General features: G+C 66.4%; 17 protein-coding genes. 3 read left to right on the forward strand and 14 right to left on the reverse strand.

All coding sequences use genetic code 11. The features are described 5' to 3' along the window. Nucleotides 1-27: 27 nt before the first annotated feature. The 4 genes from panB to PFY01_RS12100 form a co-directional block, all read right to left on the reverse strand. A complete protein-coding gene (panB, locus tag PFY01_RS12085) occupies nucleotides 28-864 on the reverse strand; it encodes a 3-methyl-2-oxobutanoate hydroxymethyltransferase (protein ID WP_271041448.1) in 837 nt (278 codons plus the stop codon). A gap of 69 nt (nucleotides 865-933) precedes the next feature. Then, on the reverse strand, nucleotides 934-1350 hold the full coding sequence (locus PFY01_RS12090; RefSeq protein WP_017506107.1) for a hypothetical protein: 417 nt from the start codon (nucleotides 1348-1350) through the stop codon (nucleotides 934-936). Next, nucleotides 1340-1897, reverse strand: a complete 558-nt coding sequence (locus PFY01_RS12095; protein WP_055808384.1) for an RNA polymerase sigma factor — start codon at nucleotides 1895-1897, stop codon at nucleotides 1340-1342. The genes PFY01_RS12090 and PFY01_RS12095 overlap by 11 nt, the downstream gene beginning before the upstream one ends. 24 nt (nucleotides 1898-1921) lie before the next feature. Beyond that, nucleotides 1922-2320, reverse strand: a complete 399-nt coding sequence (locus PFY01_RS12100) for a DUF6249 domain-containing protein (RefSeq protein WP_055808381.1) — start codon at nucleotides 2318-2320, stop codon at nucleotides 1922-1924. Nucleotides 2321-2495: 175 nt separating this feature from the next. Here PFY01_RS12100 and PFY01_RS12105 point away from each other — a divergent pair, with 175 nt between their 5' ends. Further along, nucleotides 2496-2735, forward strand: coding sequence for a DUF2188 domain-containing protein (locus PFY01_RS12105; protein ID WP_055808379.1), 240 nt, complete (start codon nucleotides 2496-2498; stop codon nucleotides 2733-2735). 7 nt (nucleotides 2736-2742) lie between these two features. Next, nucleotides 2743-3552: an endonuclease/exonuclease/phosphatase family protein gene (locus PFY01_RS12110; protein WP_271041449.1), complete on the forward strand. Its 810-nt coding sequence runs from the start codon at nucleotides 2743-2745 to the stop codon at nucleotides 3550-3552. On the opposite strand, the gene PFY01_RS12115 is transcribed toward PFY01_RS12110, so the two are convergent. The 5 genes from PFY01_RS12115 to PFY01_RS12135 form a co-directional block, all read right to left on the reverse strand. Then, the gene (locus tag PFY01_RS12115; protein WP_271041450.1) at nucleotides 3545-3892 is read right to left on the reverse strand and encodes an ArsC family reductase; all 348 of its coding nucleotides are present in this window, start codon (nucleotides 3890-3892) and stop codon (nucleotides 3545-3547) included. The two genes, PFY01_RS12110 and PFY01_RS12115, sit on opposite strands and share 8 nt — an antisense overlap. A gap of 62 nt (nucleotides 3893-3954) precedes the next feature. Further along, nucleotides 3955-5022 (reverse strand): sensor histidine kinase, encoded by a 1068-nt coding sequence (locus PFY01_RS12120; RefSeq protein ID WP_271041451.1) that lies wholly within the window; start codon nucleotides 5020-5022, stop codon nucleotides 3955-3957. A gap of 31 nt (nucleotides 5023-5053) precedes the next feature. Next, nucleotides 5054-5989 carry a winged helix-turn-helix domain-containing protein gene (locus tag PFY01_RS12125; protein WP_091746100.1) on the reverse strand — a complete coding sequence of 312 codons (936 nt, stop codon included), beginning with the start codon at nucleotides 5987-5989 and terminating at the stop codon, nucleotides 5054-5056. Nucleotides 5990-6362: 373 nt separating this feature from the next. Beyond that, nucleotides 6363-7079 (reverse strand): hypothetical protein, encoded by a 717-nt coding sequence (locus PFY01_RS12130; RefSeq protein WP_271041452.1) that lies wholly within the window; start codon nucleotides 7077-7079, stop codon nucleotides 6363-6365. A 55-nt stretch (nucleotides 7080-7134) separates the two neighbouring features. Continuing rightward, a complete protein-coding gene (locus PFY01_RS12135) occupies nucleotides 7135-9753 on the reverse strand; it encodes a TonB-dependent receptor plug domain-containing protein (protein ID WP_271041453.1) in 2619 nt (872 codons plus the stop codon). Nucleotides 9754-9924: 171 nt separating this feature from the next. Here PFY01_RS12135 and PFY01_RS12140 point away from each other — a divergent pair, with 171 nt between their 5' ends. Then, nucleotides 9925-11013, forward strand: coding sequence for an ABC transporter ATP-binding protein (locus PFY01_RS12140; RefSeq protein WP_271041454.1), 1089 nt, complete (start codon nucleotides 9925-9927; stop codon nucleotides 11011-11013). Between the two features lie 153 nt (nucleotides 11014-11166). On the opposite strand, the gene PFY01_RS12145 is transcribed toward PFY01_RS12140, so the two are convergent. Genes PFY01_RS12145 through PFY01_RS12165 form a run of 5 tightly spaced genes read right to left on the reverse strand, consistent with a single transcriptional unit; the run spans nucleotide 11167 to nucleotide 18885 of the window. After that, nucleotides 11167-14382 (reverse strand): discoidin domain-containing protein, encoded by a 3216-nt coding sequence (locus PFY01_RS12145; RefSeq protein WP_271041455.1) that lies wholly within the window; start codon nucleotides 14380-14382, stop codon nucleotides 11167-11169. Between the two features lie 18 nt (nucleotides 14383-14400). Then, on the reverse strand, nucleotides 14401-15216 hold the full coding sequence (locus PFY01_RS12150) for a carbohydrate ABC transporter permease (protein WP_271041456.1): 816 nt from the start codon (nucleotides 15214-15216) through the stop codon (nucleotides 14401-14403). Beyond that, on the reverse strand, nucleotides 15213-16157 hold the full coding sequence (locus PFY01_RS12155) for a carbohydrate ABC transporter permease (RefSeq protein WP_271041457.1): 945 nt from the start codon (nucleotides 16155-16157) through the stop codon (nucleotides 15213-15215). Before PFY01_RS12155 ends, PFY01_RS12150 begins: the two co-directional genes overlap by 4 nt. Further along, nucleotides 16154-17422, reverse strand: a complete 1269-nt coding sequence (locus tag PFY01_RS12160; protein ID WP_271041458.1) for a sugar ABC transporter substrate-binding protein — start codon at nucleotides 17420-17422, stop codon at nucleotides 16154-16156. The genes PFY01_RS12155 and PFY01_RS12160 overlap by 4 nt, the downstream gene beginning before the upstream one ends. After that, complete coding sequence (locus PFY01_RS12165; RefSeq protein WP_271041459.1) at nucleotides 17419-18885, reverse strand: glucoamylase family protein; 1467 nt, start codon at nucleotides 18883-18885, stop codon at nucleotides 17419-17421. The genes PFY01_RS12160 and PFY01_RS12165 overlap by 4 nt, the downstream gene beginning before the upstream one ends. Nucleotides 18886-18937: the final 52 nt, after the last annotated feature.

The following is an 18937-nucleotide window of genomic DNA, read 5'->3' on the forward strand; positions in this document are numbered from 1 at the left end:
TCGGCTCCCCGCCCGCAACGTCGTCCGTTACTGCGAAGCCGGCTTTTTCGAGAAGTAGGTCTCGACTTCGGCAGGAAAACGGCGGGTTTTCACATCGCTGGCGAAAGCGGCCGCCGCCCGGTCGATCTCGGTGCGCAGATCGGCGTATTTGCGCACGAACTTCGGGGTCCAATCGAACATGCCCAGCATGTCGTTGACCACCAGCACCTGGCCGTCGCAGGCGGCCGAGGCGCCGATGCCGATGGTGGGCGCGTCGATCGTCTCGGTGATCTCGCGCGCCAGCGATTCGGCGACGCCCTCGATGACGATGCAGAAGGCGCCGGCCTCGGCGACGGCCTTAGCCTCGGCCAGCACCCGATCGCGCTCGCTGTCGGTCCGGCCCTTGGCCTTGAACCCGCCCTCGGCCAGGATCGCCTGGGGGCGCAGGCCGACATGGCCCATGACCGGAATGCCGCGCTTGACCAGGAAGGCGACGATCTCGGCCATTTCGATGCTGGTTTCCAGCTTCACCGCCTGGGCGCCCGTCTCCTTCATCACCCGCACGCAGTTGGCGTAGGCGACCTCCTTGCCGCCTTCATAGGAGCCGAACGGCATATCCACGACCACCATGGCCCGTCTGGCGCCGCGCATGACGGCCTGCCCGTGCAGGATCATCATCTCCAGCGTTACGCCCACGGTATTGGGCAGGCCGTGAACCGCCATCCCCAGGCTGTCGCCGACCAGCAGCACGTCGCAGTGCGGGTCCAGCAGGGCCGCCATCGGCGCGTCATAGGCCGTCAGGCAGACAATCGGCTCGCCACCCTTGCGCCCCGCGATATCGGGCACGGTGATGCGTTTGACGCTCTCTTGGGTATGGACGGACATCGCCGGGCCTCCTGACGTGAAGGGGTCAGATAGGCCCCTGCCCCGCCGGTGTCACCCTTGCCGCCGCGCTCAAACGTCCTGCGACAGCTTCGCCACGCCCGCCGCCATCAGGGCGACCAGGGCGCCGGCGACGATCCAGAAGGCCATCATGCCCGAGCCGTTCATCACATCCAGCGACCCAACGCCCAGACCTTGCAGGCCCAATCCGTCCAGGCCCGACTGCGCCGCACCCTGCGCCGTGGCGGCCGCGGCCCTCAGGCCTTGCGCCAGGGTCGTATCGCCGTCGGCGGTGAAGTTGATGTTCACCCCCTCGCGCACCGCCAGCACGCCGCCGATCAGTCCTGCCGCCGTCAGGGTCAGGGCGCGCCAGCGCGACCGCGTCTCCATGCGTGCCTGGACCGTCGCCAGAAACAGGGCCTCGTCCGGCAGGCTCGGCGCCTGGGCGAACAGCCTTTCGATCATCGGATCGAATTCGTCAGCCGACATGGACCGACCTCCCGCCTGAGCCGTGCGCCGGTTGAAGCCGCGCACGGAGTTTATCCAGACCACGTTTGACATGCGATTTCACCGTGCCAAGCGGCAAATTCATGGCTGCCGCGATTTCCGGATGCGACATCCCCGCGCCGTGGCACAGGGAGACGCAGACACGCTCGGTCTCGCTGAGCGTCTTCAGCGCCTCATCCAGGTCCATCAGACCGCCGCGGTCGACGACCACATCCGCCTGATCGGCCTCGATCTCGGCGACGTAGCGCGCCTCCTTGGCCACCCGCTTCAGATAGAGCCGCGCGGCGATCTTCTTGATCCATCCCGCAAACGTCCCCTGACCGCGAAACTCAGCGCAGCGCTGGAACCCTTGCAGAAAGGCGTCCTGCGCCACGTCGTCGGACAAGGACGGCGTCGCCCCCATCCGGCGCAGTAGCCCCCGCACCGCCGACCCGTGCCGACGCACCAACTCGCCATACTCCCGCCGACCGCCGGCCGCCGCCTGGGCGGCCAGCTCCACATCGTGGAAGTCTCTCAATGATTTGACCATGACGTTTCCCCCTTCCGGCGGACGTCAGTCTTTGTTCGGGTTGAAGAAGCCCAGGATGATGAAGGCGACGCCGATGGCTGCGGGAATACAGGCGATGCCCAGCAACGCGCCCTGGCCATTGCCGCCCCAGACGTGCGTCGTGCCCTGAACGACGATGCCGAACCCGGCGATGCCGATGCCGCTCGCCAAGCTGAGCACGCCCTTGCGAATGTCCTTGCTGCGCGACGGCAGCCCCTTCTGCACATCCTTGGTCATGACATCGAGCAGTTCGGGCGGCAGCTCCTGACCCTTATCGACGGCGAGACGCACGGTCTCCTGCATGTCGCGCTTTTCGCGGTACTTCAGGAAGGTGGGGCCGAAGACGATGGCCGTAATCGTGCCGAAGACGGCGAAGATGGCGAAGATCGGAATGAAGTCTTCCATGTCGAGTATCCCTTGAACCGTTGCAGCAGCCTGATGCGGCGGCCTTCTGATCACAAGAGGCTGGCCGACGCCTCAACGGATGCGCGGCGTTAGGTGAAATCTTCGTAAGGTCGCCGTTTCGGCCGCCGTCGGTTCGGTCTAGGGTCCGGTGTCATCAATCTCAGGAGCGCGTCCCATGGCCCATGTCACCTATCGCATCGTCGAGCATGACGGCGGCTGGGCCTACAAGTCCGGCGACACCTATTCCGAGACCTTCGCCACCCACGACGACGCCAAGGCCGCCGCCGTGCGCGTCGCGCGCGAGCAGCGCGTGCCGGACCAGACCGCAGCGATCGAATACGAGACCGCCGCCGGCGAATGGGTCACCGAAAGCGCGGACGGCCACGACCGACCCTCCACGGACGTCGAGGGCTGAGGCCGAGATGATCCACCGTCGCACTCTGCTGGCCGCCGCCGCCCTCGCGCCGCTGGCAGGCTGCGCCACGGCCCCAAAGGCTAAGACGCCCACAGAGCTGAAGCTCGTCACCTTCAACATCTGGCACAACATGGGCGACTGGGCCGCCCGTCGTCCGCTGCTGGTCGCCGCGCTGAAGGCCCAGGACGCCGACGTCATCGCCCTTCAGGAGGTGCTGGAGGACGCCAATGTCGGGCTTGAGAACCAGGCCCGGATGCTGGCGCGCGAGCTGGGCGGCTATCATATCGCCTTCGTCTCGACCGACGCCGAGGGCGCCCCGCGCCGTTACGGCAACGCCCTGCTGACCCGCCTGCCGGTTCTGGCCGAGGCCTCGACCAAGCTTGAGCCGCTCGACGATTTCCGCACCGCGCTTCGCCTTCGCGTCGCGGTCCAGGGTCGCCCGGTCGATGTCGTCGTCACCCATCTGGCGTGGCAACAGGACGCCGGCCCGGTCCGCGCCCGCCAGATCGCATCCCTGCTCGGCTGGCTGCCGCAGGACGGCACGCCCCTGATCGTCATGGGCGACTTCAATGCGACCCAGGAAGATTCCGGCCTGGCGACCCTGACCGGCCCCCGCTTCTTCAGCGCCCTGCCCCGCGGTTCGGTCACAACCACCCTGAACCCGGCCAAGGGTCACCCCGAGCGTGTCATCGACCATATCTTCGTCGAACAGGCCGCCTTCACACCCGGCGAGGCCCGCCGCTTCGGGGATACGCCGACCAACGGCGAATATCCGTCCGACCACTTCGGCGTCGTCGCGACCGTCCGGCTCAGGTAAGCGCGGCCGCGTAGGTCTCGGGCTTGAACCCCACCAGCCGCCGATCCCCCAGATCCAGCACCGGCCGTTTGATCATCGACGGCTGGGCCGTCATCAGCGCGATCGCTTTCGCCTTGTCGATGTCCGCCTTGTCGGCATCCGGCAGCTTCTTGAACGTCGTCCCGGCCCGGTTCAGCACCGTCTCCCAACCGTGCTCGTCGATCCACTGGCCCAGCCGCCCCGCATCCACCCCGGCCTTCTTGTAGTCGTGGAAGACATAGTCGACCCCCTGCTGCTCCAGCCAGACCCGGGCCTTCTTCACCGTGTCGCAGTTGGGAATGCCGTAGAGGGTGTAGGTCACGGGTCTCTCGAAGGTCGTGGATCAAGCGGATCCAGCCGCTTTCGCGCCCTCTCAAGGCATCGTCAACTGTCGGTCAGACGCGACGCCGGCGCTGTGAATGTCGCCGAGAACCCCTCCACGCCATAACGAAGATTCGCGCCGCCGCACCCCAGCAGGCCTCTCGCGAGCAGTTTGACGCCAAAGCCGGTCTTGAGCGGCGGATGGGCCGGCGCGCCGCCGCCTTCGATCCACGTCAGGACGAGTTGCCCCTCATCCAGCCGCCAATCGACCGAGACGCGGCCGCCGGGCTTGGCGAGGGCGCCATGCTTGAACGCGTTCGTCGTCAGTTCGTGGATGATCAAGGCGACCGTCTGCGCCACACGCGGCGACAGGTGCACCGAGGGCCCCGAGATGGAAACCGGCCTGCGCACCAGATTACCCACCGCTTCGCGGACGATCTCACCGAGGTCGCCGCCATTCCAAGCCTTCTCATCCAGCGTCTGCTGGGTCCGGGCGATGGCGTTCAATCGCTCGTCAAAACGCTCCAGCACATCGCGATCGACGCCCGACAAGGTGCTGCGGGCGACCGCTTGAACCAGGGCGAGCGTGTTCTTAACCCGGTGGCCGCATTCATCGACCAGCATCTGACGGTGTTGTTCGCCTCGCACCCGCTCGGTCGTTTCGATGGCGATATTGAGAATGCCGACGATCGCGTCGCCGTCCCGCACGGGGCTGTAGGACAGCACCCAGCAGGTGTCTTCCGAATAGCCGTTTCGAACCATCGTCAGCGGCAGGTCTTCCAGAAAAACGGTTTCGCCTGCCAGCGCGCGCTCCGTCAGAGGGCGCAAATCGTCCCACACCTCATGCCAGACCTGGTCCAGAGGACGGCCCAGGGCGCTCGGATGCTTTTGTCCGAGCAGCGGAATGTAGGCGCCGTTGTAGAGCAAGGTGCGCTCCGGGCCCCACATGACGCTGGCCGCGAAACCCATTCCCATCATCATGTCATAGGTAATGCTCAGCGCGGGCGACCAATCGCGCTTTGGCCCAAGGGGCGTCGTCGCCCAGTCGAACGCATCAATAAGGGCTGGCATCGGTGCGGCCCCTGTTGACGACGGCATTCGACGAGCAACCGACGAATGCAGCCCCAGCATCAATCTGTGATGCGAACCTCATCATCGTCGTTCAGAACAATCGAATGGTTTCGCTTGGCCGATCGACGATCACGCCCGCGACATAGAGTTTCCGAACCAGTTGCTGCGTGCCGAGGATCGTCCGGCTTTGGAAATCGAGCCAGTTCGCGACCAGGGTCTGATCCGGCAGATTGATGTCTCTCTTGCCCGCGACCCGGATGACCAGGCCTGCCTTTTCAAGCTGACCCAGGTGCCGGCGAACCGTTTCGTCGTCCATTCTGGCGGCCTTGGCGACCTCGATCACGCTCACCGGCCCGAACGGCGGGTTCAGGGGGCCAAGACGGCCGGCGTCCGGCTCCTGAACAACCCTCAAGGCGCTTCCGGTGAGATGCGACAGCCAAAGAAGGACGTAGTGCGTCGTCAGGCTGATTTCGGGCTTCAGCGATCGGGCGTGCTGGATGCCTTTCAGGACGTGCGCCGTCATCAGCCGCGTCGCCAAGCCTGCGACAGGCCAGACTGGGGTGACGACCCGGTCGCCGTCGCGGGCGCCGCATGCATTCAGAATCGCCAGCCCATCGACGAACTCCACCGTGGCCAGAAGGAAGGCTTCCATCGCGGACTTGAATGGCTTCGACTGCGACACCTCGGCGCGCAAGACGAAGCCGCCGTCGGTCCGCACCAGCACGCCACGCTCCACCAATCCCGCCAGTTTGGTGCGTGCGCTCTCGCGCGGCACGCCCAGGGACATGGCGATGCTGATTGCATTCACAGGCCGCCGCAGGGCGTTCGGCAAAATGCCGGCTCCAATGGAAGAGTCGCGTGTCGCGCCTTCGTCGTCGGCGCCTCTGACGTTTGCATCCACGACGCCCGCGGTCAGCAGGGCGGATATCAGATCCTCGTCGATCCAGGTGCGGGATGCGGCGATGAAATCGAGGGTCAGCTTCGTATTCAGCCAAGCGACCTGAGCGGCTTGTAAACGCAGAGACATTGCAGACCATCAGAGGCTTCAGCGAACACTGTCGCCCTCGCTCGCGCCCCTGTCGACAAGGCAACTACCGAAAATGAGGTTTCGAGACAGATGCGGAGCGACGACCGATCCACACTCAGAGGCGCCCACCCTTGCCGTCATTGTTAGCCGACAAATCCCCTTTAGTGTCGGGCGCTTAGAGACGGCCTTCGTCAATCGACCTGACGCATCCCCGAACGGGATTATGATGTCGACGGGTCTTTGAAAACAGCAGCGCTCAGGAATTGCACCACCTTGCACTTTGCACGCCTTTTTCCCGCGCCGTGCAATTTCGCTCGGTCGCTGACTTCAGACGAATTAGACGAATTAGACGGTGTTTTTGTCAGGCGACCGTCTAGGCCGCGAACCCGGCGAAGACGCCGATGACCATCACGATAAAGGTCGCAACGACGCTGGACAGACCGATGGCCGTCATCACGACCAGGCCCTTGGCCAGGCCGGGAACTACGCCCCGATACCACCGTCCCCGCCCCATCCGCATGAAGGCCACGATGCCCAGCGCCAGCGTCAAAAGGCTGCACGCCGCAGCCAGCGGGCCGGGGCTGAACATGAACCAGGCCAGCGGCAGCATCGGCACGGTCCAGGCGTTCAGATAGGCGAAGGCCGCGCGGAATCCGCATCTCAGGCCCAGGTCCTCGGCGTCCCACAGGCGAAACAGCGGCATGGCCGCCAGGGCATAGAGCGGCGCCATGATCGGCACGGCCACCAACGACATCCAGCCGTCGGCGTCGGACATGAAGGCGTCGCGCGACTTGCCCGCTTCCTGAAGCAGGGGGTTCAATACGTCAGCCGGCATGCCTTCCAGGTAGAAACTCAAGCCCCCGCGCAAAAACACGATCAGCATCAGGATCGCGTTCAGCGCCAGATACAGCTTCAACGGCTTGGCGTAACGACCGCCCCCGGTCGGCCCCTCGATCATCCAGGCCTGCAACACCAGACGCGGGCGCACCAACAGGTCGCGCCCGGTGCGGACCTCGGCGCCGCCGAAGCCCAGCATATCCTCCGATGCATCCTTGAACGCCTGCTTGCGCGTGGTCTCGCCGTCGGTCATCGGATTCTCCCCAGAGGGGATGCATACACCGCCCGATTGACCGCGCAACCGCCGATCAGAACCGCTTTGTCAGGCCGATGCTGACCACCCGTCCGCGCGGATCCGCCACGACCGGGTCATAGCCCAAGGCGAACTGCGCCAGCGGCGGGGCCTTATCGGCCACATTGACAACCCCTATCGACAGATCCAGGTCAGCGCCGATCGCGCGGCTGTAGAGCAGGTCGATCGTCGTCTGGCTGGCGATGCTGGCGTCGGTGATGCCGCTGCGGTCGTTGGCGTATCCGTCGGTGTAGTGGACCAGGGCCGTCACCGCATGCGCCCCACTGTTCCAGCCCAAGGCGAACTCCCCGCGATTGCGCGGCAGGGACCGGCCGATGTTGTTCAGGTTGGTCGAACCGACGCCCGACACCTTCGCGGCCGACGCGTCCAGCCGGATGTCATAGGCGTCCACATAGGTCCAGGTCGCCGAGGCCGTCGCCTCCCCGCCCCACAGGCCGCGCCGATAGCGGGCCGACAGGTCGATCCCTTGGGTCTCGATGGACGAGGCGTTGACGAAATACAGCTGCACGAAGGTCAGGGCGCCGCTGGGCGAGCGGGTGATCCGGCTTTGGGCCTGCGTGCCGGTCCGCCCCGCCGCCGTATCGGCCGCCGCCTGGTTGATGATGGCCTGGGCCGACTCCTTGACCACCTGGTCAGCATAGTCGAACCGCCAGGCGTCCACGCCCAGTTCCAGCCCGTTGATCGGCGTCCAAACTGCGCCCAGGTTGAGGCTCTCGGATTTCTCAGGCTTCAGGTCGGCCCGGCCCGAGGTCAGGGTGTTGACGAAGACGAACGCGCCCCGGTCGAACACCGACGGCTGCGACGCCTGCGCTCCCGACTGGGCATAGACCGACGGCGCCCGGAACCCCTGCCCCCACGACGCGCGCAGGGCTAGGGCGTCAGTGACGTCCCAACGGATCGCGGCCTTGGGGCTGAAACGACCCTCGTTGCCGTCATAGGATTCGTAGCGTCCGGCCAGCTGCGCCTCGATCCGGTCGCCCAGATGGAGGCGGGCTTCGGCAAAGGCGGCCAAGGCTTCCTGATCGCCCTCGAAATCCGGCGACACGCCCGCCGTCAGCAGGTCGCCCCGGTTCACCAGATCGCTCCAGTCGTGACGGAAGCCGCTGCGGCGATATTGGGCGCCCACGGCGACATCGACCGACCCGCCGGCCCAGGCCAGGGCCTCGCCGCTGGTCGAAGCATCCGCCGTCGCCAGGGTCGCCGCGCCCCGCAGGCCGGTCGAGCCGATCAGGCTGTCGATCAGGGCGGCGCTGTTCGCCGTCCCGGTTCCCAGATAGGCGCTGCCAAACGGGTTCAAATACTGGCAACCCCCGACGCCGGGCGTGCCCGTCGCGGCATTGCAGCCAGCCCCGCCCAGGCCGTTCAGCGCATTCTGCAAGGCGCTGCCGATGGTGTCGGGCTTGTCATAGGCGACGTGCTGACGGCTGCTGGTCGCCGACAGGTTCCAGGTCCAGCCATTGCCGAAACGCCCATCCAGCCCGGCGGCCAGGCGCCATGTGCGATAGTCGAACTCGGCCTGCGACGCGCCGGCCTCCGCCCCCAGCAGCCGCCCCCGAAACAGGACCGCCTCGCCGAACGGATTGTCGGGATGGGTCGCCGGCACCGTCAGCGACCGCGCCAGGATGGGCAGAGACGGCGACTGGCGCGCGATGGTGTTCGTCGCCGACCACGCCCCTTGCAGCGACAAGGTCATGTCGCCCACAGGTCGTCGGTAATCCGCGAACAGCTGCGTGCGCGTCTCCTCCGGGACCAGATCGAAGAAGTCCGAATAGTCCAGCCGGCAGAAGGCGTCCGTGGGCGAGTTCAGATAGGCGCTGCCGAACGCCGGATTGCCGCACGCCGGGTCGGGCGAAAAACCGTTGCGGCTGGGTCGGAAATAGGAACCCGGCTGGCCATAGCTGGTTACGGCCGTCCAGGCGGCGCGGCCATAGCGTTCGGCCTGGGTGAAGTCCCGCTCGTCGGAACCCAGGGCCGAGCGATGGAAATGCGAAGCCGCCAGCGTCAGGTCGCCGCCCAGCAGGCCGAACCCGCCGAGCGCCTCGATCACGCTCTCTTCCGACCCGTCGGCGACGGCGTATTTGGCGCTGATCTCGGGACGGTCCACGCCCCGCCGGGTGATAAAGTTGACCACGCCCGCCACTGCGTCGGAGCCATAGACCGCCGAGGCGCCGTCCTTGACCACCTCGACCCGCTGAAGCGCGATCATCGGAACCAGGGAGTTGATGTCGACGAAGCCCGAGCCGTCCGTCGCCACCACGGCGCTGTTGGTCCAGCGCTGGCCGTCCACCAGAACTAGGGTCGAGCCGAGGCCGAGATTGCGCAGGTTGAACTGCGCCGTGCCCGAACTCTGCGGCTGGTTCAGCTGATCGACCTGGGCCTCCGAACCCGAGTTGGCCGTGACCAGCCGGACCAACTGAGACGCATCGGCGATGCCGGCGGCGGCGATTGTTTCGCGGGCCACAGTCTCTACCGGGGCGATCCGCTCGCCGCCCGCGATCCGGGAGCCGGTGACGACCACATCGTCCACACGCGACGCCTGCTGGGTCTGGGCGGCCGCAGCCGTCGCCAGCCAAGCGATCGAGGCTGTCGCCATCAAGAAGTTGCATTGCGTCATTCGGATGCTCCCCGCGATTGGCAGCGGCTTCTATCCAGCGCTTCGATTTTGCGAAAGCCCAATTTTGCAGTTTTGCAATTTCAGTTGGCGGCAAGACATCGCGCACCATTGATCCCGTGATGTAACCGGTTACGGTGCGGCAAAACAGAAACGGTCAGGAAAGCAGGAAGCATGGCGAACGTCCGTCTGGTCGACGTGAAAAAGGCGTTCGGCGCCGTCGAGGTGCTGAAGGGCGTCGATCTCGAGATTGCCGACGGCGAGTTCGTGGTCTTCGTCGGCCCGTCGGGCTGCGGCAAGTCCACCCTGCTGCGCACCATCGCCGGTCTGGAAGAGGCGACGACAGGCCAGGTTCTGATCGGCGACCGCGTGGTCAACGATCTGTCGCCCTCCGACCGCGGCATCGCCATGGTGTTCCAGTCCTATGCCCTCTACCCGCACATGACGGCCTATGAGAACATGGCCTTCGGCCTGAAGCTGGCCAAGACGGACAAGGGCGAGATCGACCAACGCGTCCGCGCCGCCGCCGAGGCGCTCAGCATCACCGACTATCTGGATCGCAAGCCCAAGGCCATGTCGGGCGGCCAGCGCCAGCGCGTCGCCATCGGCCGCGCCATCGTGCGCGAGCCTGAGGTCTTCCTGTTCGACGAGCCACTGTCGAACCTGGACGCCGCCCTGCGCGTTCGGATGCGCTACGAGTTCGCGCGGCTGCACGCCGAGCTGAAGACCACCATGATCTACGTCACCCATGACCAGGTCGAGGCCATGACCCTGGCCGACCGGATCGTGGTGCTGAACGCCGGTCGGATCGAACAGGTCGGCGCGCCCATGGACCTGTACGAACACCCCGCCAACCTGTTCGTCGCCGGCTTCATCGGCAGTCCGAAGATGAACCTGCTGGCCGCTGAGATCGTGGAAGCCTCGGCTGCTGGAGCTACGGTGAAGACGTCCGCAGGCGAGACGATCCGGGTGTCGGTTGACGCCGCCTCGGCCAAGCCGGGCGATGCCGTCACCTTGGGCGTCCGTCCCGAGCATCTGACCACGACCGGCGACGGCGATGCGCTGACCGCCGAGGTCATGTTCGTGGAAACCCTGGGTGCGACGACCATGGCGCACCTGAAGCATCCAGCGTCCGAAGACACGCTGACGGTTCAGCTGGCGGGTGAACTCCGCGCCAAGGCGGGCGAGCGACTGATGCTGCACGTCCCCGCAAAACAGGCGCACCTGTTCGACGCGGACGGCAAGGCGTTCCAAAGACTCTGATCCCTCTCCCATTGGGAGAGGGCTTGAGCGCCCGAGAGCGTAGCGAACGGTTTTGCGCGAAAGGGTGGGTCGGTGAAGCGACTTGGCCCACCGGCCGACCCTCATCCGGCCCTTCGGGCCACCTTCTCCCACTGGGAGAAGGGAAGGTTTTCGTCAGCGCAACTCGACCCGCCGCGCACCCGCCGGTATGGCCAGTTCAGCGCCCACCCACGCCGCCACGCGTCCATCGATGCGGACCCGCTCCGGACGCCCCTGCCCCGCCGGCCATTGCAGCACGAACCCGCCCGGCGGGGTCGCCTCGCCGCCCAAGGTCAGCACATACCCCTGCCGTTCCTTGCGATAGCCATAGGTCAGCGGCCCGTAGGCGGTGCGCAGATCCCGCACCCCGACACCCTCTGCCGTATCCAGCCAGGCCTCCGGCACCCCCGCCGCAAGCACCAGGGAATGGTCGCGGTCCCGCTCATAGGCAAACAGGTCCAAGGCCGAGCGGATATAGTCCGAGCTGATCCAGGCGTGCGGCATGTCGCCGATGAAGCGTGGCTCGCGCTTTTCCCGCCCCACCACCTCGGCCCAGCCGTTCCAGGCCTTGGGCCTGCGGTCGGCCATCAGGAAATCCAGCACATCCAGCGCGCGGTCCTTCTGACCCAGCCGCACATAGGCGCCGACCAGCCGCCATTCGTAGGGGGTGTAGTCCTTCCACGCCGTGCGGTTGGTCAGACGGTTCTGGAAGTTTTCCCAGTAGCGATCAAAGGTTCGCGCCAGAAGCTCGGGCGGCAGATTATCCTGTTCGCCCGCTGGAGACAGGGCGATGGTGGTCGAGGTGGCGTCGAAATCGCCCCGGTCCGCAGCGCCGGCGATCCAGTCAATGCCATGATGGGCCGCCGTCGCCGTGATCGACGCCCGGATGTTGGCGGCGAACTGATCGCGCGCCTGCGCATAGCGGACGGCGGCGTCCGCATCGCCCAAGGTCTCGGCGATGAAGACCGCATCCTTATAGCCCAGCAGCCCCCAGAAATCGTCCCAGTAGGAATAGGCCGCCTTGTCCGAATAACCCTCGTGGCTGATCGTCGGCGGCAAGAGGCCGTACAGGTAACGCTGGTCCGGCGCCTGGAAGGCCGCCGTCCGGGTCGAGGCGCGCAGTTCGTCCATATAGGTGATCGCCTTCTGCACCTGCGGCCAGACCTGGCGCAGCAGGGCTTCGTCCCTGGTGTAGCGATAGGTCTCGGCGGCCAGGAAAACGAATTCGCCGTGGCTGTCGTTCTCAGGCACCGGATCGGCGCCGCGCGCATCGACGCAGCACGGGACCTTGCCGTTCTCGAACACATAGGGGGCGTACCAGCGCAGATAGTCGGCCGAATGCTCGGCCATGCCCAGCCGGTTCAGCCCCTCGGCCATCATGGCCCCGTCGCGGATCCAGGAGCGGTTGTAGCTGCGCGTGCCCGGCTGCAGGATCGGCCCCTGACGCGACATCAGCATATGGGCCAGCGAAGATTTCAGCGCGTCCTCGATCCGCTGGGCGGCGGGCGGCAGGGTCAGATCCACCCGATCCAGTTTCGCGCGCCATTCGGCCGCCAGCCGGGTCTCGACCGCCTCCAGCACAGCCCCCGCCTGCCCCACCGGCTCGGGCGCCAGATCCTCGCCGGACAGTTGCGAGACCCAGCCGACCGTGCGCGTCTCTCCGGGCTGCAGGGTGACGTCATAGGTCATGGCGCCGGCGGCCAGGCCGGTCGCGTCCGTCGTTGTCAGGGCCTCGACGGCCGGTCGCCGCGCGGACGGTAGGATCAGGGACTGCGGATCGCTGCCGGCGTCGAAGGTCGCCAGCGTGACCTGATCCGGGGTCGCCAGCGGCTGCACCCGCACCGTGTCGTTCAGCTTTAGTTCGGCGCCGTCCCAGCCGATCGTCTCCACCGGGCTGACGCCGCCGGGAATGGCCAGGAACTGACGCGGCGCATTCACCTGCATCGGGCGCGCGGCCAGGGCCAGGGTCAGAGTGCGCGGCCGGCTGGAGGTGTTGGTCAGGTCGTAACGGCCCCACAGTTGCGCCTGATCGGCCGGTCCGTCGGCGAAGCTGGTGATCTTCAGCGTCCAGTCGTCGGCGGCCCAGGTCACGGACGGGATCGGCAGGTCGCCGTCCTTCAGCCCCTGTTCGATATTGACGTCGGCCCAAGTGATCAGCCGGCCGTTGTCGACGACGAAGGGTTCGATACTGGGTCCGGCGCGGCGCAGCTCGATGGCGCCGTCCTCGCCGATCAGGCCGCTCTCGCCGCCTCCATCGACACCGACCAGGGTCCAGTATGACTGCTCGCCGGAGAAGCCGCGCGGATAAAGGCCGCGCCGGTTCTCCTTGGCCACCGCCTCAAGGAACACTGTGGGATCTGCGCCGAAGGCCAGCGGTTCGACCTCGATCTCGTTCAGGGCATAGGTCGTCGCCTGGGTCGCGCCCAGTCGTTGGCCCGCGCCGGATGAACCAACCACGTCCGGCGCCGGAGCGGGCTTCAGCGGTTCCAGTCTCAGCCAGCGCGCCGTCGCCTCGGGCGTCATCAGCCAGTCAATGCCGCCATTGCCGCCCGTGACTGTCGTCAGCGGCCGCCAGTCGCGTCCGTCCAGAGAGGTGGAAACGCGATAGTCGCTCGCCGCCCCCCGCTCGCCCCACCGCAGGGTCAGGCCGCCGAACTCGCGCTCGTAGCCCAGGTCCAATGTCAGGGCCGACGCCTCCCCCACCGGCGGGGTCCAAGCGGTCTTGGGGTCCAGATCGACGGCGTTGGCGGCGGTCGATTCCGTGCGTCCATCGCTGGCCACCGGCTGGGGCGGAACCGGGGGATCGACCGGCAGGGCGCGCAGGGTCAGTTCGTCGATCTCGACCGAGCCTTTGCCACCTTCGGCCGCGACCACGACGAACTCGACCCGCTCGGCGCGACGCAGAATGGTTTCAGGGCTTGGCCCCCAGGCTTTGGAGACCTGACGGCGTTTGATGACGAACTTGGTCCAGCCATCGGGAAAGTCGTAGCGGGCCGTCTGCTTCCACCAGACATTGTCGGCGGAGGCGTCGGTCAGCTTGACCTCGAAGGTATTGGTCGGCCCGGCGCCCCGCACCCAGAAGCTGATCTCGTAGTTGTCGGGCAGTTCGAACGGCAGCGGCCGGCTGAGCACCGCATAACCCGCCTTGCCGTCGAAATCGTAATCGAGCCGCACCGCTTTCCCGTCATGGCCGGCGACGGCGGAGACGGCGGCGTGAACGTCGGTCGAGGCGCTGGCCTCCCACCGCGCCGCGTCGTCCATGCTGTCGAGGACGCGCGTCTCCTGGGCGACGACGGGCGCGGCCAGGGCGAGGGTCAGGACCGAGGCGGCGGCCAGCAGGAGATTACGCATCGAAACTCGCAGTTCTGGTCAGCCCTTCACGCTGCCCGCGAGCATGCCGCGGATGTAGTAGGGTTGCAGGGCGAGGAAGAGGATCAGCACGGGTGCGACCGTGACGACGGCGCCGGCCATCATCAGTTCGATGTCCTGCACATGCTCGCGCGACAGGGCCGCCAGCGCCACCGGCAGGGTATAGTTCGACTGATCCGTCAGGATGATCAGGGGCCACAGGAAGTCGTTCCAGCTGCCCAGGAAGACGAACAGGCCCAGTGTCACGATGATCGGCTGCAAGGTCGGCAGCACGACGCGGCGGAAGATCTGGCCCTCGCTGGCGCCGTCGATCCGCGCGGCCTCCAGCATCTCGTCGGGAATGCTCAGCGCATACTGGCGCACCAGAAACAGGCCGAAGATCGACGCCAGCCATGGCACCAACGCCCCGGCGTAGGTATTCACCAGCCCCATCCCCTTCAGCATCAGGAACAACGGCAGGGTGCCGATCTGGGCCGGCACCACCAGGGCGGCGACCAGGAACTGGAATAGCCGCTCACGCCCGGCGAACTTCAGCTTGGCGAAGGCGTAGCCGGCCGGAACCGTGAACCCCAGCGCCAGGATGGTCGCCAGTGTCGCCAGGGCGAAGCTGTTCCAGAGATACCGCCCCATGCCTTGGTTAAGGAACAGGTCGCGATAATGCTCCAGCGTCCAATGTGACGGCAGCAGCGGCGGCGGGAAGACGGCCGCCTCGCCGGTCGCCATGAAGCTGACCGACACCATCCAGACCAGCGGGAACAGGACGATCAGGGCGATCAGCGCGACGGCGAGGTTGAGCAGGATGGCGCGGATTTTCATTGATACGCCCCTACGCGCTTGGCGACCGCCAACTGGACCAGGGTGATCGCCAGGATGCACAGGAACAGGACGAAGGCGACGGCGCTGGCGGAGCCCAGGTTCCACCATTTGAAGCCCTCTTCGTACATGAAGTAGAGCACCGTCACCGTGCTCTGGGCCGGTCCGCCCTGCGTCATCACATAGGGTTCGGCGAACAGCTGGAAGAAGCTGGCGACCGAGATGATCGAGACCAGCAGCATGGTTGGAGCGATGGCCGGCAGGGTCACATGGCGGAACTGCTTCCACGACCCGGCGCCGTCGATGCGCGCGGCCTCGTACAGATCGTCCGGCACGGTCTGAAGCACCGCCAGGAAGATCAGCATATTGTATCCGAAGATCTTCCAGACCACGAACATCAGGATCGCCGGAATGGAGGTCGATGGGTCGCCCAGCCAATCCACGGCCGGCAGGCCGAGACTCTCCAGCCCCCAGTTGATGACGCCGTAGCGGGTGTGCAGCAGATAGCGCCAGACCACCGCCGTCGCGACCAAAGTCGTGACATAGGGGGCGAAGAACATCACCCGCCAGATCGGCCGCCACTTCACGACCCGCGCGTTCAGGATCACCGCCGCCGCCAGGGACGCGGCGATGGACAGGGGCACGCCGAGGACGGCGAAGGTCAGGGTGTTCTTCATCGCCCCCCAGAACAGGGGATTGGTCAGCAGCCGCTCATAGTTCTGCAAGCCCACGAAACGCAGGTTGTCCAGGTTCGCCAGGGCGTAGATGTCGAAGTCGGTCAGGCTGAGCAGCAGGGCCGCGATCACCGGAATGGCGAAGAACAGGCCGATGGCGAGCATGGCCGGGGCGACGAAGGCCCAGGCGGCCCGCTCGCGCGCGCCGCGTCCACGCGACGGCTTAACGCTGGCCCCCGCCTTCGACAATGTCGGATCGGCGACGGTCATACGGCCCTGCCCTGTTCCATCATCCAGCGGCGTTTTTCCAGCAGGCGATCGGCGCGACGGTCGATCTCGGCGGCGGCGGTCTCAGGCGTATATTCGCCACGCACCATCCGTTCGGCGACGATCTGCATCTCCGTGACGATCCGCTCCCATTCCGGCACCTTGGGCACGGCCTTGGCGCGCGCCAGCTGGCCACGAAACGGCGCCAGCATGGGGTCGCGCTCCACGCCCGCGATGTCCCAGGCGCTCTGGCGTGCGGGCAGATCGCCGACGATGGTATTGAACCGGGCCTGCACCGCCGGTTCGGACAGATAGCGGACCAGGGCCCAGGCCGCCTCCTGGTGCGGGGAGGATTTGAAGACCGCCAGGCTGGACCCGCCCGGCGCCGAGGCACCTAGGCCGTTCGGTCCCGGCACGCCCGCCGTGGCCCAGTTCGGCTGGAACGACGCGGGCAGCTTGCTGCGGAAATCGCCCACGCTCCACGGGCCCGAGAAGTAGAAGCTGAAATAGCCCCTGGCGAACTCGGTCCAGACGTTGGAAATCTGGGTCGACGAGGCCAGCGGCGCCAACTGCTCGTCGAACAGGCTGCGGTAGAAGGCCAAGGCCGCGACGAAGCCGGGGTTGGAGAAGTTTCCGCGCGTATCCCGATCCCTCAGCAGCGGCTCATCGATCTGAAGCCCGAAGGTCAGAAGCTGCTCGAACTCGTTCAACGGCAGCAAGATGGCGTAGTTGTCGCCGGCCGCCACACGCTTGATCGCATGCATGGCCCGCTTCCACTCGGCCCAGTCTTCGGGCGGCGCGTCGAAGCCGGCCCGCGCCAGCAGATCCTTGCGATAGAACAAAAGCCGTGTGTCGACATACCAGGGTGTGGTCATGGCGCGGCCGGCGATTTCGTTGGTCTCCAGCACCGCCGGAAACTGATCGGTCAGCAGGTTCGCGGCCTCAGCCGGGGTCGGCGACAGGGCGCCGATGGCGGTCAGCTCCGCCACCCAGGTATTGCCGATCTGGCTGACGTCCGGCAGCGAGGCCCCGGCATAGGCGGTCAGCAGCTTTTCGTGCGCGGCCGTCCACGGCAGGGGCTGGACCGAGACGCGGACGCCCGGATTGCGGCGCTCGAACTCGGGCATCAACTGGCCCACCGTCCCACCCTCATTGCCCATGGCCCAGAAGCTCAGCACGGTCTCGCCATCACGGCGCGGGGTGCAGGCCGCAGCCGCCCCTCCCGCCATCAGGGCCAGCGCGCTGCGTCTGTGGGCCGTCAAACTCATCCGTTCATCCAGCCGCCGGTGAAGCCCGCGATGTCGAGCGCGCGGCGGATATTGGGCTCGCCGCGCATATAGCGCCAGACGAACTCGGACCTGTGGTTCTCGGTCATGATGACGATCGGCCCCTGGTCGATGCCCAGATAGTCGCCGTCCACCCAACCCACGCCGTCCACGATCTTGCCGTGCTGCAGCGGTCCGTCGCGCACCGTCAGTGTCGGATTGAAGCTGTCGAGGAAACCCCACTCGGTATAGACGCCCGCGCCATAGCGCGCCTTCATCGCCTTGACGCAGGGCACGACGATCTCGGGCGCGAAGGCGATGGAGCTGGCCGCCGCCGTCGGCGCGATGGTGCCGTCGTCGCGCTCGCCCGGACCGCGAGCGGAATAGCTGAAGAACTCGCGCTCCTTGCCGTCGATGATCTGTTTGAAATCGCCCGGCCCGTCGCAGGCCGTCAGGCCCCAGACCTCGGACGAATAGCCCGCCCAGCCGCCCGGATTGTCGTGAGCGTACTTCTGCTGGGCGTAGACGGCGCGGCGGCTGTTTTCGAAATAGTCCAAGTATTCGCCCAGCTGGGCCGACTGCCCCCGCATCCAGGCGTCCTGAATGCCGCGGAAGTCGATGAACATATGGCTGTACTGATGCCCGAATATGGGCGCGAAATTCAGGTGCCAGCTGCCCCAGCGATCGGTCCAGCTCTCGTCGTAACTGGCCGCCCATTCGTGCCAGACATTGACCGACACCGGATGGGTCGGGCTGCCGATGGCCAGCAGCAAGACCAGCATCCCTTCGTTGTAGACGTGCCAGTCGGACGGAATGAAGCCGCTCTCGGGGTGCCAGCCCATGGTGATGCGGTTGTCGCGGATCACGGCCCACGGCCATTCGATCCGTTCATAGATGGCCTGGGCCTTCTGACGGATTTCCGCCTCGTCCTCATGACGGCCGTCGAAGTAGCGGGCGGCGAACAGCATGCCGCCGATCAGCAGCGCCGTGTCGACGGTGGAGAGCTCGTTCTGCGCGAAACGCAGCCCGGTCTCCATATCCAGGAAGTGGTAGAAGAAGCCCTTGTACCCCGCCGTGCCGCTGGCCTCCGGGCCCTGCGGCAAATCATGGAAGAAGCGTAGCGTCGTCAGGGTCCGCTCTCGCGCCTCGGCCCGGCTCATCCAGCCGCGCTCGACGCCCACCGGCCAGCAGGTCAGGGCGAACCCGACAGCCGCCACCGAACAGAAGGACGGCGTCGGCCAGCGATCCGGCGTCAGGCCGGTCTTGCGATCCGTGACCTTCTCGAACCAACGGAACGTCCGCTCCTGAAGCTCCTCGATCTCCTGATCCAGCCGCATCGGCCGTCTCTGCGTCCCATTGACCGCCCCCGTCGCCGCCGCCTGCTGCGCCGCCGCCATCACCGGAAATCCAACGGCCAGAGTCGCCGCGCCTGTGGTGGTCCGCATCAGGAAGTTTCGACGATTCATGGGCACGCTCACTGGGTCTCAATCGAAAAAGAAAGGCCGCCTCGCAACAAGC

The sequence above is a fragment of the Brevundimonas vesicularis genome (assembly GCF_027886425.1).
In the GTDB taxonomy this organism is placed as follows: domain Bacteria; phylum Pseudomonadota; class Alphaproteobacteria; order Caulobacterales; family Caulobacteraceae; genus Brevundimonas; species Brevundimonas vesicularis_C.

Coding starts and splice junctions, on each gene's coding strand:
- PFY01_RS12165 (WP_271041459.1), bottom strand. CDS start 18,885: ATGAATCGTCGAAACTTCCTGATGCGGACCACCACAGGCGCGGCGACT.
- PFY01_RS12130 (WP_271041452.1), bottom strand. CDS start 7,079: ATGACCGACGGCGAGACCACGCGCAAGCAGGCGTTCAAGGATGCATCG.
- PFY01_RS12160 (WP_271041458.1), bottom strand. CDS start 17,422: ATGAGTTTGACGGCCCACAGACGCAGCGCGCTGGCCCTGATGGCGGGA.
- PFY01_RS12105 (WP_055808379.1), top strand. CDS start 2,496: ATGGCCCATGTCACCTATCGCATCGTCGAGCATGACGGCGGCTGGGCC.
- PFY01_RS12100 (WP_055808381.1), bottom strand. CDS start 2,320: ATGGAAGACTTCATTCCGATCTTCGCCATCTTCGCCGTCTTCGGCACG.
- PFY01_RS12110 (WP_271041449.1), top strand. CDS start 2,743: ATGATCCACCGTCGCACTCTGCTGGCCGCCGCCGCCCTCGCGCCGCTG.
- PFY01_RS12095 (WP_055808384.1), bottom strand. CDS start 1,897: ATGGTCAAATCATTGAGAGACTTCCACGATGTGGAGCTGGCCGCCCAG.
- PFY01_RS12135 (WP_271041453.1), bottom strand. CDS start 9,753: ATGACGCAATGCAACTTCTTGATGGCGACAGCCTCGATCGCTTGGCTG.
- PFY01_RS12125 (WP_091746100.1), bottom strand. CDS start 5,989: ATGTCTCTGCGTTTACAAGCCGCTCAGGTCGCTTGGCTGAATACGAAG.
- PFY01_RS12140 (WP_271041454.1), top strand. CDS start 9,925: ATGGCGAACGTCCGTCTGGTCGACGTGAAAAAGGCGTTCGGCGCCGTC.
- PFY01_RS12090 (WP_017506107.1), bottom strand. CDS start 1,350: ATGTCGGCTGACGAATTCGATCCGATGATCGAAAGGCTGTTCGCCCAG.
- PFY01_RS12145 (WP_271041455.1), bottom strand. CDS start 14,382: ATGCGTAATCTCCTGCTGGCCGCCGCCTCGGTCCTGACCCTCGCCCTG.
- PFY01_RS12120 (WP_271041451.1), bottom strand. CDS start 5,022: ATGCTGGGGCTGCATTCGTCGGTTGCTCGTCGAATGCCGTCGTCAACA.
- PFY01_RS12150 (WP_271041456.1), bottom strand. CDS start 15,216: ATGAAAATCCGCGCCATCCTGCTCAACCTCGCCGTCGCGCTGATCGCC.
- panB (WP_271041448.1), bottom strand. CDS start 864: ATGTCCGTCCATACCCAAGAGAGCGTCAAACGCATCACCGTGCCCGAT.
- PFY01_RS12155 (WP_271041457.1), bottom strand. CDS start 16,157: ATGACCGTCGCCGATCCGACATTGTCGAAGGCGGGGGCCAGCGTTAAG.